The sequence below is a fragment of the Leeuwenhoekiella aestuarii genome (assembly GCF_004104055.1).
GTDB classification, from domain to species: domain Bacteria; phylum Bacteroidota; class Bacteroidia; order Flavobacteriales; family Flavobacteriaceae; genus Leeuwenhoekiella; species Leeuwenhoekiella aestuarii.
On the sequence record NZ_QOVJ01000004.1, the window covers coordinates 1 to 14,369 of the forward strand.

Genomic DNA, 14,369 nt, shown 5'->3' on the forward strand with positions numbered 1-14,369 from the left:
ATTATAGCTAACGCGTTTTAGAAGCAAACTACTTCGGGACAAGCCCGCGAAATATTAAACTGAACGTGACAAGTCTCGAGTATCGAGTAAAATAAATTGAATTGGAAAAGGCATCCCAAGTGGATGCTTTTTTTTTATGATCTAAACTTTTAAGAGAAAATCACGCTACACGCTAAAGTCTTGTTAAACAATAATCGAGGTGTAACTCTTTTTAATTTTCTTTCGTAACTCATTAGTAATACTAACAAACTAAAAAAATCATGAGTATACTAAATAGAATATTAGGAAATGCAAGTGAAGTATCTATTGAGGAGTTAACTTCTAAATACGAGCGGCTTTTAACTGAAAGAGAGCATATAGAATTGGGATTTAAACTCTTTAGAGATGTATTTATTTTTACTTCAAAAAGATTAATACTTATAGACAAGCAAGGAGTCACTGGAAGTAAAACAGAATATAAATCACTTCCTTATAAAAGTATATCTAGATTTTCTTTGGAAAGCGCAGGTACGTTTGATCTGGATTCTGAATTAAAAATCTGGATTTCTAGTGAAAATACACCTAGCGTCAATAAAAAGTTTACAAAGGAGATTGATATATATGCCGTGCAGCGTTACTTAGCAGGTAAAGTGCTTTAACGAATACTTGAGCTTGTATAATACTTAAACGGTTTAGCTCAAAAATTAACACTAAAACCTTGTAAATCAATATTTTTAAAACATTTCTTTAACATTTAAATTGAAATCTAATTGTACTTTTAAAATTCTAAACGATTTAATTCGCCAAAATAAGGACTATGAAAGCCGCTCTAAAAATCTCAGACCATAATTTTAAAGGCACACAAGAAGTTATTTTAATGTGTCTCAATAGGATTATGGAAGTACGCGTTCTTGAAATTAATCTCCAGAAAAATATTATCGCTGTAGATTATACAAAGCCTAGTGTTTATGAGCGAATTAAAAACGAATTGAAATGTTTAGGGCTATTAGTCGGTGAATATATTCCCTTAAAGTAAGAATTTAGAAAATCTTTTAAAAACCTGCGTATGCAGGTTTTTTTATGTTCTATATTGATCAAATTAAAGTTCTTAAGATGTTTATATACCATCATTTATTGATAATATATTACATATTTCTAAAATTAAACTCCTTCAATTTATATATAATACAGTTTTAGAGCCATATATTGATAACTCTTAAAAAAATACTTTCTGTAAATCTTTCAAAAAGTGTTCTAGAAATGTATCTTTCGAGTTCAACAAACCAAACATCATTTTAGACATGCTTAATCTTGTACGTACCGATTCTAAGAATGCCGATTTCTTAAAAATGATAAAAGAATTAGATCAGACCCTTAAAGTAACTGATGGTGAAGATCATGCATTCTATAATCAATTCAATTCCTTAGACCGAATTAAAAATGTGATCGTTGCTTACGATAGCGGTATACCTGTAGCTTGCGGATCTTTTCGAGAATACGGTCCTAAAAGCGTAGAAATAAAAAGGATGTATACTAAACCTTTATATAGAAAACGCGGTTATGCAAGTGCTATTCTTGAAGCTCTAGAAAATTGGGCTTGTGAAATAGGTTATAATAAATGTATACTTGAAACGGGGATATTTCAGCCTCCTGCTATTGCATTATACAAGAAACGTGATTATGATATTATTCCTAATTACGGGCAGTATAGCGGTATAGGTGGTAGTATGTGCTTCTTAAAGTATTTGGGTTCAATCTAACTTCTAAATCACTCGTGCGATATCAACCTCAACCGCAAGTTTGCTTTTTCCGCTACCATACACCACACCTTTTAAAGGAGGTACATCATAATAATCTCTTCCCCACCCCACAACCAAGTGTTGATCTCCGGGGATTTGATTATTAGTTGGGTCAAAATCAACCCAGCCAAAACCCGGTATAAAAATAGAAAACCATGCGTGTGAGGCATCTGCTCCTACAAGTTTTTCTTGTCCCGGAGGCGGTAAGGTTTCAATATATCCGCTTATATATCGTGCGGGTAAACCTATAGATCTTATACAAGCTATAGCAATCTGTGCAAAATCTTGACAAACCCCTTTGCGTTCTTCCATCACCTCATCTATGGGTGTTGAAACACTGGTGAAACCAGAGACAAAATCAAAGTCTGTATAAATACGTTGCATCAATTCTTCTGCTGCTTCAAAAACCGATCGATTGGGTTTAAAACTCTGTCTGGCATACATTTCAACTGCAGCACTGGCCTTTTTTATAAAGATCGATTCGAGTACAAATTGTCTGGCTTCAAGAATATCTAAATCCGTTTTCAATAGAGAATTTTTTGCCTGCTCCAGCGTAATTTTCACGCATTTATCAGACCTGAAATCTGTTTTAAACTGCTCATATTCCCGACGTAATTTGCTCTTTGTAGTAACCTTCAATTGACGGTGTTCTTTCTGAATAGAAAAACGCGTAATATAATTTCCGAAAAAATCTATACGTTCAGAAATTTCATCAGCTTCTGGTGAGATTACCATTTTATACTCGAGCAACTCCTGCCCTAGTGATCTTCTTGGCTTAAGTACTGCTATATTATGGCAATAACTTACCGGAGCATCATAATCGTATTTTGTGGTATGGGTTACAGAATAGAGCATTATAAGGGGAAGTTTTGATCTACTAACTGACTTTGCTTATAAGTATGGTTGAAATAGGTATTAGATATTGATTGAGAAGTTTCAAAAAGCAAATCACTTAGTTTTTCTAATAACATATCAAGATCTTCCCGTATGAGACTGTTTTCACCACCCACTACTGCCAGCTCTTCTGAGTTAGCAAGCCTTAGGCTAGAAAACGCTTCAAATACGTTCTTCTCGTATTGCATAAACGTATCAGATTTTTTAGAATGTGGTAATCTTGCAATGTCTTTTTGCAAACGACCTAATAAAAAGGTAAGCGATCTCGGGTATTTTAGGTCCATTAAAAGTAGACTGATCACAGGCTCTACTCGTATAAAAGAACGGTAACTGTATCTGTAAATATTTAGACTTTCGTGGCTGCTCAACAGGGATTCTAAAATCTCGTATTCGGTTTGACCAGATTGTTTTATAACCAGTAAAGAACGGCATTTTGTAATTGTGAGCATACTTTGTTCCAACTGAAGACCAATAAAGTAAAGTAATAATCCCTGCTCTACCATAATGCTTTCCTCAATAAGACCCATAAATGCGATCAGTCTTGTAATCAATTGATTGAGGGTTTTGATCATCTTATTTACCGTAACATCTTTTTCATTCTCAAGACTGCGCCACAATTTTTGAATATTCTCAAAAACACGCCACATGTCACTGCTCCATAAGTTTCTTATGGAATAATATGAATTGCTAAACATCATCATTGTATTAGCAAGACTTCCCTGTTTATTTTTATCAAGAACAACTGCGATAATTTCCTTCAACGGATTATCAATCGCAAAATTCCCGGCCTTGTCCTTATCCATAAAACCAGGATAAGTACCCGTCATTTGCGTTACCGCTTTATACAGAATATTCATTTTTACAGAACACGCCTGCTGATTAGCTACTGTGTCAGGAGCGTTCATTTGCTTGAGCACCATTCTCAAAAAACGTGCATTGACCAATGTACGGCCCACGTATCTTCCTGCCCAATACAGATTCTCGGCTGTTAAACTCGGAAGGTCATCAAGACCACTCACAGAAACTGCAGTTCTGCGGTTCCAACTATAGTTTTGACGTTCTTCATTTTTAGAATCACCTATGATCCAAAAATCTTTACTCGTACCTCCACGCTGATTAGAAACCCGTAGTTTTCCACGTTCTGGAGCGACACGAACTAAACCTCCCGGCATCACATTATAACCATTTTTACCAGCCATTGTAAATGTGCGGGCAACCATATTGCGGGGTTCAAAAGTGCCTTTGCTGTAGTTAGGAGTTGTAGAAAAACTAATGCGCTCCTGAGCCACAAAGTGATAAGGTTTTTTAATTATTTCTTTCTTAAGATCTTCTAGTTCTTTTTCAGACATCAGAGATCCGAAATGAATGTGCTCTCTATTAGTACGGTCTATGGGTTTTACAACCAAATTAGACAAGTTTTCAAGTACATATTTCTTCTCCTTTTCCTGGCCACACCACCAAGATGCAATCTGTGGAAGCTGTAATTCTTCATTTAAAAAGAATTTACAAATAGCAGGCATAAAAGGAATCAAGCCAGGATTTTCTAAAACTCCACTTCCTATAGGATTTACCACCGCTACATTTTGCCTTCTTACTACATCCAATAATCCGGCTACCCCTAAATGCGAATCTTCACGCAATTCAAGCGGATCTGTAAACACATCATCTACACGACGCAACACCACGTGCACCCGTTTAAGTCCTTTAAGCGATTTCATAAATAAGAAACCATCTCGCACTACCAGATCATTACCTTGAACTAAGGGATATCCTAGAAATGATGCCAAATAAGCGTGTTCAAAATAAGTCTCGTTATGTGAACCTGGTGTAAGAATTACAATGTTGGGATTTTCTATTTTCTCAGGAGATACTTCTAAAAGAAACTCATTAAACTCTTTAAAGAATTCTGAAAGGCGCTTGATATTCATATCGGCAAAAACATCTGCCAGAACACGGTTTGCTGTAGCTCTATTTTCTAAGGCATACCCCATTCCAGAAGGCGCCTGAGAACGATCATTTACCACCCACATTCTGCCATCACTACCCCGCGCAAGATCTGCTGCATAAAGCAATAAATGCTTATCTATTTTATAGTTGATTTTATCACACTGTCTCAAAAAACCTCTGTGACCATATATCACTTCATGCGGTACAATACCTTCTTTGATGAGTCTTCGCTCTCCATAAATATCTTTAAGAACTAAATCTAAGAGATGTGCGCGTTGTTTAAGTCCTTTTTCTATTTGTCGCCATTCTTCAGACTGCAAAATAAAAGGAACAACATTGAGGTTCCAAGGTCTATTTAGACCATTAGGATCGTTGTATACATTATACGTTACTCCGTTTTCCTCCAGCAGCCAGTTGATATCATTCTGCCGCTGGGTTAAACCGTCAATGCCTATGCGCTTAAAGTTCTCTAAAAGTTCTTGCCAATCTTCTTTAACGCTAAGATCTGGAGTAAACATCTCATCGTAGGTATAGTCTGTAAAATACTTAGTAAACCAAGCATTAGTAGCCACCGTCATATTCAGGGTTGTAAGTAATTATTTCTTCCGTAAATCTAATAAATGTGGAAATTCTGGATTTACCGGAATCTCTTTAAAATTAAATGTTTTTTCTGAAGTTGTGGATTTTAAAGTACGTCCTACCAATTTACTATCTGGTTCCTTTTCTGTATAGACCAGATTACCTTGAGTATGCCCCATATCCCAGAAGCGATTAATTCTTCTAGACTCTGCTTCCAGACTATTAATAGGATGCGTCTCGTATGAGCGCCCTCCCGGATGCGATACAAAATAGGTACAACCTCCTATAGAACGTTGATTCCATAAATCTACAATATCAAAAACCAACGGTGTATCTACCGGAATCGTAGGATGCAGCGCAGACCAAGGTTGCCAGGCTTTGTAACGTACTCCTGCAACATACTCTCCTTTTACACCCGTATTACTCAATTGTACTTTGACACCGTTACACGTGAGAACATATCGCTCATCATTAAAGTTAGAAACTTTAATTTGCACCCGCTCTAATGAAGAATCCACGTAGCGGGAAGTTCCGCCACCAGTCATTTCTTCACCCAGCACATTCCACGGTTCAATAGCAGCGCGCAATTCTACATTCATATCTTTGATAGTTACCATTCCATAAAGTGGAAAACGGAACTCAAAGAACGGATCAAACCAATCTACTTTGAATGGATATCCCGCTGCATTGAGTTGACCCACAATATCTTTGATATCTTCCCGCACATAATGCTCCATTAAAAATTTGTCATGCAATTGTGTTCCCCATCGGGTTAACTTATGCTTATACGGCTCATTCCAAAACCAGGAAACCAACGTACGCACCAGTAACATTTGCATCAAACTCATTTGAGCATGTGGCGGCATATCAAAGGCTCTCAGTTCTAAAATACCCAATCTTCCAGAAGAAGAATCGGGACTGTATAATTTATCGATACAAAATTCTGCACGGTGGGTATTTCCGGTTATATCGGTTAATAAATGTCTAAACAAACGATCGGTTAACCAAAACGGCACATCTTCGTCTTCCGGTATTTGATTGAAAGCGATTTCCAGCTCGTATAGATTTTCTTGTCTTCCTTCATCTATACGCGGTGCCTGACTCGTGGAACCTATGAATCCGCCGGAAAATAAATAGGAAAGTCCCGGATGATGCTGCCAGAAGGTTAATAAACTGCGCAATAAATCTGGTCTGCGTAGTAGCGGACTATCAGCCGGACTAATACCTCCTAAAGTCACGTGATTCCCTCCACCGGTGCCGGTATGTTTGCCATCAAGCATAAACTTTTCGGTACCTAAACGACTCTTTTTTGCTTCTTCATAAAGTGTTAATGTATTTTTAGTAAGCTCATCCCAATTTTTAGCAGGGTGCACATTTACCTCAATAACACCTGGATCTGGTGTTACTTTCAATACTTCTAAGCGATTGTCTCTTGGAGGCTCATAGCCTTCTATAAGTACAGGTGTATTCAATTGTTTTGCAGTAGCTTCTATAGATGCAATTAGATCTATAAATGTTTCAGCATCGTCTAAAGGCGGTAAAAACAGGTAGAGCTTTTTATCGCGAACCTCAGCACAAATTGCTGTACGTGCAAACGGGTTTTTCTCTTTTTTATCGGCATTATAATCAACCTTTCCGTTTTTTGTTTTCGCTTTCGCTGAAGCTTTACGTTTTTCCAAAGCTTCCCCATGAGGACCAAAAGGCTTGCGCTTATCAAAAAGATCTGGGTCTGCTATAGGTTGTGTTGCCACTTCAGGATCTTCTATTAACGAATTGAGCGGTAACCGAAGCCCAACTGGTGAATTCCCCGGAATTAAAAACAAATTGTTTTGTCTAAATTTCCACGGATTGGTAACCCATTTCCCTTGAATGTTTGCTAAAGGTAAAACGTGCCCTATCTTTTTATCAAGTCCTTGTTTTAATATTTTATTCAAGCGGTTACGTACCGAAGTAACCGTATCATCTCCTTTCATAGGATCTACATCTACCGGTAATCTACCCTCTTCCCACATAAAATAGAACACATCTTCATAGGCGGGCATAATATACTCCAGACGAATCCCTAGATTAATTGCTAATTCTTGTAAAAACTTCTTAGAAATACCTTCTTTTAAGTCATACTCTTTATTAAAAGAAGCCATAAGGCTTTCCTCCTTCCAAAGTGGCAAACCATCTTTACGCCAATGGATACCTATAGACCAACGCGGAATAGGTTCGCCGGGATACCATTTCCCCTGAGCATGATGAAACATTCCCCCGCTGGCAAATTTGTGCAATAGTCGTATTGACAAATCTTCAGAAAGTTTACGCTTTTCTGGTCCGTCTGCAGCGGTATTCCACTGTTCAGACTCCATATCATCAATAGATACAAATGTGGGCTCCCCTCCCATGGTGAGACGCACATCACCAGCTTGCAATTCTTTTTCTACTTCAAAACCCAGATCATAAATTTCTTTCCACTGCGTTTCTGTATAAGGTTTTGTCACTCGCGGAGATTCAAAAATACGCGTCACCGAATTGTCAAATTCAAACTCCGTTTCTGCAGGATCAGAAAAACCGGTTACGGGTGCTGCACTTTCAAACGAAGGCGTACACGCTAACGGAATATGCCCTTCTCCGGCTAAAAGACCAGAAGTAGAATCTAACCCAATCCATCCTGCTCCGGGAATATAGACTTCTGCCCAAGCATGCAAATCTGTAAAATCTTCTTCTGGACCAGAAGGGCCATCCAGGGATTTTTCATCAGACTTTAATTGCACTAAATAACCCGAAACAAAACGTGCTGCCAAACCCAAATGCCGAAGAGACTGTACCAGTAACCAAGCAAAATCCCGACAAGAACCTAATTTTTTATCTAGGGTTTCTTCACAGGTTTGAACCCCCGGCTCTAACCGAACAGTATAATCTAAATATTCATTTATATGACGATTGATACCTATTAAAAAATAAATAGTAAGCTGCTCAGAAACATCTATGGTTTTTAGAAACTCTTTAAGCAACGGACCGTCATCTGTAATTTCCAGATACGGTAATAATTCCTTTTTTAAAGATTCTTTGTATTTAAATGGAAAATCTTCAACCGCTTCCTCAACAAAAAAATCAAACGGATTTATTGTTTTTAAATCGGCTAATATTTCAACATCTATAGATAGTTCGTCTGTCTTTTCAGGAAAAACCACACGAGCCAGATAGTTACCAAAAGGATCCTGTTGCCAGTTAAAAAAATGATTTTCAGGTGTTATCTTTAAGGAGTAAGCTTCAATAGGAGTTCTACTGTGTGGTGCAGGACGCAATCTGAAAATATGTGGAGAAAGCGAAATACGTTTGTCATATTTATATTTCGTTTTATGGGAGATCGCAACTTTTAAAGCCATAAAGAACTGATTTTGAATAATTTTAGCACAAAAGCACTAATGGGTTAACTATATACTAAGATAGCATACCGTAAAGAAAATCAAGCACTAAGCATCAAAAACTCCTATTAAATCTTAAATTTTTAGAAAATCGATAATTTAAAGGAGTTTGAACCTGATTTCATTAATCAAAACATCATATTTATCCTAAAAGATAGGTTGTTGACTTTTAAAATAGAGACAATTGAAAAACTACAGTTTACTTAAAAAGTCTAAAAAATGAGTATGCATTTCTGCAGTGTAATCATAATGCGTTACAATACGCAGTTTACCTTTTCCTAAAGCACTAATATGAATATCAGCATCTTTTAGCTTGGTTATAAATTGAGACTCATCAACATCTGCACGAAGTTTAAAAATCAAAATATTAGTCTCAACTGGTTCTACGTGCGCGACATCGTTAATTTGATTTAGAGCGACTGAAAGTTCCTGAGCGCGTTTGTGATCTTCTTCCATATGTTGCCAGTGATACTCTAAAGCATAAATTCCTGCAGCTGCAGCAAAACCTACCTGACGCATACCACCACCCAGCACTTTACGTACGCGCATAGCTTTATCCATAAACTCCTTTTTACCCACAAGTACAGAACCCATAGGTGCCCCCAAGCCTTTTGATAAACACACCGAAATGGTATCAAAAGCAGCACCATAATCTTTAGGAGACTCATCGGTAACAACAAGCGCGTTCCATAAACGCGCACCATCTAAATGAAGTCCTAAGCCGTGGTCATCACACACTTTTCTAATTTTAAGAATTTCTCTAAAATCGTAACAAGCTCCACCGCCTTTGTTTGTAGTATTCTCCAGACAAACTAAAGAAGTTAAGGGGCTGTGATAAAAATCTGGCGGATTGATCTGTTCTTCAACCTGATCTGCCGTAATCATACCCCGGTGCCCATCAATTAATTTACAAGAAACACCACTGTTAAACGAGACACCACCGCCTTCATAATTGTAAACATGTGCAAATTTATCTGCGATTAATTGTTCACCAGGTTGTGTGTGAATCTTAATTGCAGCTTGATTGGTCATACTTCCTGTAGGAAAATACAAGGCCGAATCCATCCCAAAAAGGTCTGCTATATGTTTTTCCAGTTTATTGACACTGGGATCTTCTTTATATACATCATCACCCACTTCTGCGGTCATCATTGCATCTAACATTCCCGGGGTTGGTTTTGTAACAGTGTCGCTACGTAAATCAATCTTCATTATTGTATTCTATTAATTGGTTGTCAATTATCTCAAATGTTCTCCGCCATCTACCGGAATTACAGCTCCATTTATCCAGCTCGCTTCAGGCTTGCTCAATAAATAAACCACGTTAGCCACATCTTGTGGAGTCGTTAGTCGCCCTTGGGGGTTGCGTGCTAAAGCTTGTTCTATTAAAACGGCACTACCCGGTATGAGTTGTAAACTCTCGGTATCTGTTACTCCTGCTTGTATACAATTTGCAGTTATCTTTAAGGGAGCTAGCTCAAATGCCAGACTTCTTACAATGGCTTCAAGCGCGGCTTTTGCTGCAGAAACTGCTGCATAATTGGGTAAAGGTTTTGTACTCCCCTCACTGGTAAATGTGAGAATTCTCCCGTTTTCCTTAAATAGTTTTGCTTTCGCGAAAGCGCTTGCCCAGTCGTACAAACTTACCGCCATAGCTTCGGCAGTTAGTAAAAAGTCTTTACCGGTCAAAGTTGCTTCTTCTGCTTTTTCTGAATAAATAGGTTTTAGATTTCCCTTTGCAATACTGTGTAAAAGCACTAAAATTTCAGCATTATTATCTTTAAAAAACTGAATCATTTCTGCAACCGTATTTGCACTCATCGCATCTTTATTAAATGCTGCTACCTCAACACCACCGCTTCTTAGTGATTCGCAAATTGATTCAAATTCTTTGAGTTTGCTTCGGCGCGTGCGGTGAATGATGCAGATATTCAAGCCTTTTTTCGCTAACTTTTGAGCAGATGCAAAGCCTAAACCACTGCTTCCGCCCAGTATAAGTGCCCAGGAATTAGAACCGGATTTTGTATTGAATTCAAAGTTATTTACCATTTTAACAATATACGTTGTGCCGAAAAACCAGGACCAAAACTAAGCATCAATCCGTAATCTTCTGCAGGGATTTTTCGATTTAAAAATCGTTCCAAAACATACAACACCGTAACGCTGCTCATATTGCCATAAAGTCTCAAAACTTCTTTAGTATCATCGATGTTTTTTCCGCGTTTGCCAAAAAGCTCTTCAACGGTCTGAACGATTTTTTTTCCACCGGGATGAAATACCAGATTATTAACATCTGCTATTGTTATACCATTTCGTTCTAAAAATGGGTCAATAATGTCTGGAAAGTTTGAAGCGATCGTCTCTGGAACACTGGGATCCAAAATCATTTTTAGCCCGGTATTCGTCAACCTAAAGCCCATCATGTCTTCAGCATCAAAAAAGTGGTACATCCCGGTATCAACTATTTGCGGACCTTGATCTTCTTCCTTAGAAGAGAGCAAAACACAAGCCCCACCATCACCAAAAATCGCTGCGCTCACCACATTTGCCATAGAGTAATCATTAAGCTGAAATGTCGCTGTAGGACTTTCAACCGCTATGACCGCTGCCCGCTTGCCAGGATTGGCTTTTAAAAAATCATTAGCATATAAAATACCACTGATGCCCGCTGCACAACCCATTTCAGTAACGGGAAGTCGTGTAATATCTTGTCTTAAATGTAATTTATTAATGAGATAAGCATCAAGAGAAGGAATCATAATCCCGGTACAACTCACCGTGATTATATAATCTAAACTTTGCGCATCCCAACCGGTTTTCTTTAAAGCATCGCTAAGAGCTTGCTCCCCCAGTTTGATAACTTCGCGACTGTAAATATCATTTTTATCCTCAAAAGAAGTTGCTGTAAAAACCTCTTCAGGAGCCATAATACTATAGCGCTTATCTACTGCTGCATTGGTAAATATCTTTTTAACCTTACGCACAAATCGGTCTTCTTGATCTGCAAGCCAAACGTCTAATAGTGGTAAAATATCTGGGGTTTCCCGGTGATATTGTGGTATTGCTTTAGCTACTCCTGCTATCTTTACTGCTGTTTTTCTAGAATCCATAAATATCGGAAAGCCCAGCGCCATTTTAGTTTATAAGACTCTAGCGGAAGCTTTTGGGTAAAAGTTAATAATTCGTTTTTTGTAAATGCTCTTTTGATAGAAATTAAACCATCATGCCGTGCAATATGCGTTTTCATAAACACCACACTAAAGGCTTTAAATAAAACGTAAGCGACACGACTGCGTTGTAAATCATTGATAACGACACCCAGTTTTGAAATAGATAAAAACTGCATTAAAAAAGTTTGAATCTCTACATCTGTAAAATGGTGCATGGTAAGCGTAGAAGTAATAATATCACAACTAAAGGTGTCTTTATTCAATTGTAAAATATTTTTTTGAAAATATTCTATTTCAGAATAATTTGCTGATTTAGATTTTGCTAAAGCGATACTTTTTGCGTTTAGATCCAATCCTAAAAGCTGAAAATCAAATTTATTTTTCCGGGCAAAATCTGCTATTTTACGCAGCATCGCGCCATCACCACACCCCAGATCAACTATGCTGTATCTTTTCTGCGGAAACTTATTTGTAAAATGTTTGATACCATCTATGGTAATTTGCTGACCTCCCAAAAAACGATTTACCAAGGTTACGTCTTTTAGTGCTGCCTGCAAGCGATCTTCACTTAACTTAGGATCGTCCATCAACTCAGGAATAAGACTTCTTGTTCTCAAAAGCTAACTGATTTTCCATGAGTTGAAGCTATTAATTTATCCATCATAATTGGGAACGTTTGTAACGCTTTTAAGGAATAATTTGTTGCTGTTTTATTTTGTAAGATACGTTGCAAAACACGCCCGGTTCTGAGTCTGGCGGTAAATTCTGCATTCCATTTTTTAGAGTAGTTAGTTTCTAGTTGACTTCGCTTTAGATTGCTTTGCTGGTATTCTATAATACATTCTGAAAGTATTTTAGCTCCCACAACCGCCATCGCCATCCCGTTACCACAAAGCGGATGTATGAGCCCGGCGCTATCTCCGCACATTAAAACGTGATTTTCTACAAGCTGTTTTTGCTGAAAAGAAACCTGACTAATGCTTAAGGGTTTTTTAAAAAGTGGTGTAGCTTCTGAAAAAAATGCATCTAAATATGGATTTTGCCTCAACACCTGATTCTGAAAATTATTGAGATTTCCCCATTTTTTAAAGGCATCCAGATGCGTGAGGTAACAAACATTCACTCTATTATCTTCAACCTGGGAGATCCCACAGTAACCACCTTCAAAATTATGAAGCTGTACAGTTTGAGAATCTACTTTAGCCTTGTAATGCATCTTCACACCTAACCACGGACTTTTCTGTTTTATGAATTTCCGGGAAATCGAAATATCAAGGTTAGAGCGTTTACCAAAAGAACCTATGACCAGATCTGCTTTATACTGAGAGTTATCCTGTGTTTTTATGATAAAATTTTCATCAAAAACAACAGATTCTACAGTTTTAAAAATGAATTTACAACCAGCTTCCTGAGCTACTTCAGCCATTTTTGAATCTAAGCTATATCTACTGATCCCAAAACCTCCAAGCGGCAAGGCTGTTTTAATATCTTTCCCTTCAGATGTCGTAAAATGTAGCTCCGAAATTTCAACCGCTCCCCAATCAAACGGATCTACGCCCAGTTTTTGCCAGTAGGGAATTATCTCATTAGAGAGATATTCCCCACAAACCTTATGTTTAGGATACGCTTCTTTCTCAAAAACCTGAACATTATATTCGGCTTTTTTGAGGTGTACGGCCGCAGTGAGCCCTGCTAGACCACCACCTAGTATTGCAATATTTAAGTTCTTTTTCAAAGCTGTTTGAAGATACTAAATAAAGACCACAAAAAAACTCCTTACAATTGATATTGTAAGGAGTTTTCCATCTCAATTAATCTTCCTAAAAAAGGAAAAAAATTTATTGACCTTCGCCAGCCTCTTGCTTAGCTTCGTTCACCATCTCTTGATTAGGAACAATTGCTAAAGTTACACGACGATTTTTAGAACGTCCTTCTGCAGTTTCATTAGTATATTTTGGTTGTTCTTCACCGTACCACTGTGTGGTGAATCTACCAGCTGAAACACCATGACTAGATAAATAATTTGTCACAGCCTGAGCTCTATTTTTAGAAAGCGTCATGTTATATTCTGCAGAACCAGTACTGTCTGTATGGCCTACAACCAATACATTAGTCTTAGGGTATTCTGCCATTACTTTTGCTAGACCATCCAACGTTTGTTGAGATGCTGCATTTATATCATATTTATTTGTAGCAAAATAAACACCACTATTCTCATCAAAGTTTACGACGATACCATCATCAACACGTTCTACTTCAGCACCCGGAATTTCTTCTTCAATACGTTGTGCCTGCTTATCCATTTTCTTACCGATAACATTACCGGCTGCACCACCTACGACACCACCTATAACAGCTCCTAATTCACCACCATCACCTTTTTTACCTACATTATTACCAATCACGGCTCCTAAGATTGCACCACCTGCAGCACCTATTACAGTACCTTTTTGTTGATTATTAGCATTTTTAGTCGCTTCGCAACCGGTAAGCATTGTAATAGCCACAGCTAATACAGAAACATTTTTAAGTATAGTTTTCATAATTGTTTTTTTATTTGATTTAAAATTAAAATATGCTTTCAAATT

Annotated in this window: 12 protein-coding genes; 3 read left to right on the top strand and 9 right to left on the bottom strand. The window is 37.6% G+C overall.

Features of this window, described 5'->3' with window-relative positions; translation table 11 throughout:
• The first annotated feature begins 260 nt into the window (after positions 1–260).
• The 3 genes from DSM03_RS11695 to DSM03_RS11705 all read left to right on the top strand — a co-directional run bounded on the left by DSM03_RS11695 (position 261) and on the right by DSM03_RS11705 (position 1,739).
• Positions 261–638, top strand: a complete 378-nt coding sequence (locus DSM03_RS11695; protein WP_128762180.1) for a PH domain-containing protein — start codon at positions 261–263, stop codon at positions 636–638.
• Between the two features lie 158 nt (positions 639–796).
• Positions 797–1,015 carry a hypothetical protein gene (locus DSM03_RS11700; RefSeq protein WP_128762179.1) on the top strand — a complete coding sequence of 73 codons (219 nt, stop codon included), beginning with the start codon at positions 797–799 and terminating at the stop codon, positions 1,013–1,015.
• Between the two features lie 265 nt (positions 1,016–1,280).
• Positions 1,281–1,739, top strand: coding sequence for a GNAT family N-acetyltransferase (locus DSM03_RS11705; protein WP_128762178.1), 459 nt, complete (start codon positions 1,281–1,283; stop codon positions 1,737–1,739).
• A 3-nt stretch (positions 1,740–1,742) separates the two neighbouring features.
• Here DSM03_RS11705 and DSM03_RS11710 read toward each other — a convergent pair whose 3' ends face one another.
• The 9 genes from DSM03_RS11710 to DSM03_RS11750 form a co-directional block, all read right to left on the bottom strand.
• Positions 1,743–2,633 (bottom strand): transglutaminase family protein, encoded by an 891-nt coding sequence (locus tag DSM03_RS11710; RefSeq protein ID WP_128762177.1) that lies wholly within the window; start codon positions 2,631–2,633, stop codon positions 1,743–1,745.
• Positions 2,633–5,197, bottom strand: a complete 2,565-nt coding sequence (locus DSM03_RS11715; RefSeq protein WP_128762176.1) for a circularly permuted type 2 ATP-grasp protein — start codon at positions 5,195–5,197, stop codon at positions 2,633–2,635. The genes DSM03_RS11710 and DSM03_RS11715 overlap by 1 nt, the downstream gene beginning before the upstream one ends.
• A gap of 18 nt (positions 5,198–5,215) precedes the next feature.
• Positions 5,216–8,572, bottom strand: a complete 3,357-nt coding sequence (locus tag DSM03_RS11720) for a transglutaminase family protein (protein WP_128762175.1) — start codon at positions 8,570–8,572, stop codon at positions 5,216–5,218.
• Positions 8,573–8,803: 231 nt separating this feature from the next.
• Positions 8,804–9,823, bottom strand: coding sequence for a threonine aldolase family protein (locus DSM03_RS11725; RefSeq protein ID WP_128762174.1), 1,020 nt, complete (start codon positions 9,821–9,823; stop codon positions 8,804–8,806).
• Between the two features lie 27 nt (positions 9,824–9,850).
• On the bottom strand, positions 9,851–10,660 hold the full coding sequence (locus tag DSM03_RS11730) for an SDR family oxidoreductase (RefSeq protein WP_128762173.1): 810 nt from the start codon (positions 10,658–10,660) through the stop codon (positions 9,851–9,853).
• Positions 10,654–11,721 (bottom strand): type III polyketide synthase, encoded by a 1,068-nt coding sequence (locus DSM03_RS11735; protein ID WP_128762172.1) that lies wholly within the window; start codon positions 11,719–11,721, stop codon positions 10,654–10,656. The genes DSM03_RS11730 and DSM03_RS11735 overlap by 7 nt, the downstream gene beginning before the upstream one ends.
• A complete protein-coding gene (locus DSM03_RS11740) occupies positions 11,697–12,398 on the bottom strand; it encodes a methyltransferase domain-containing protein (protein WP_128762171.1) in 702 nt (233 codons plus the stop codon). Before DSM03_RS11740 ends, DSM03_RS11735 begins: the two co-directional genes overlap by 25 nt.
• Complete coding sequence (locus DSM03_RS11745; RefSeq protein WP_128762170.1) at positions 12,395–13,516, bottom strand: NAD(P)/FAD-dependent oxidoreductase; 1,122 nt, start codon at positions 13,514–13,516, stop codon at positions 12,395–12,397. Before DSM03_RS11745 ends, DSM03_RS11740 begins: the two co-directional genes overlap by 4 nt.
• 103 nt (positions 13,517–13,619) lie before the next feature.
• Positions 13,620–14,324 (bottom strand): YiaD family glycine zipper/OmpA-like lipoprotein, encoded by a 705-nt coding sequence (locus tag DSM03_RS11750; RefSeq protein ID WP_128762169.1) that lies wholly within the window; start codon positions 14,322–14,324, stop codon positions 13,620–13,622.
• Positions 14,325–14,369: the final 45 nt, after the last annotated feature.

Excerpts from the sequence above, each read along its gene's own strand:
- DSM03_RS11725 (WP_128762174.1), bottom strand. The coding sequence starts at position 9,823 with ATGAAGATTGATTTACGTAGCGACACTGTTACAAAACCAACCCCGGGA.
- DSM03_RS11695 (WP_128762180.1), top strand. The coding sequence starts at position 261 with ATGAGTATACTAAATAGAATATTAGGAAATGCAAGTGAAGTATCTATT.
- DSM03_RS11750 (WP_128762169.1), bottom strand. The coding sequence starts at position 14,324 with ATGAAAACTATACTTAAAAATGTTTCTGTATTAGCTGTGGCTATTACA.
- DSM03_RS11705 (WP_128762178.1), top strand. The coding sequence starts at position 1,281 with ATGCTTAATCTTGTACGTACCGATTCTAAGAATGCCGATTTCTTAAAA.
- DSM03_RS11710 (WP_128762177.1), bottom strand. The coding sequence starts at position 2,633 with ATGCTCTATTCTGTAACCCATACCACAAAATACGATTATGATGCTCCG.
- DSM03_RS11730 (WP_128762173.1), bottom strand. The coding sequence starts at position 10,660 with ATGGTAAATAACTTTGAATTCAATACAAAATCCGGTTCTAATTCCTGG.
- DSM03_RS11715 (WP_128762176.1), bottom strand. The coding sequence starts at position 5,197 with ATGACGGTGGCTACTAATGCTTGGTTTACTAAGTATTTTACAGACTAT.
- DSM03_RS11700 (WP_128762179.1), top strand. The coding sequence starts at position 797 with ATGAAAGCCGCTCTAAAAATCTCAGACCATAATTTTAAAGGCACACAA.
- DSM03_RS11720 (WP_128762175.1), bottom strand. The coding sequence starts at position 8,572 with ATGGCTTTAAAAGTTGCGATCTCCCATAAAACGAAATATAAATATGAC.
- DSM03_RS11735 (WP_128762172.1), bottom strand. The coding sequence starts at position 11,721 with ATGGATTCTAGAAAAACAGCAGTAAAGATAGCAGGAGTAGCTAAAGCA.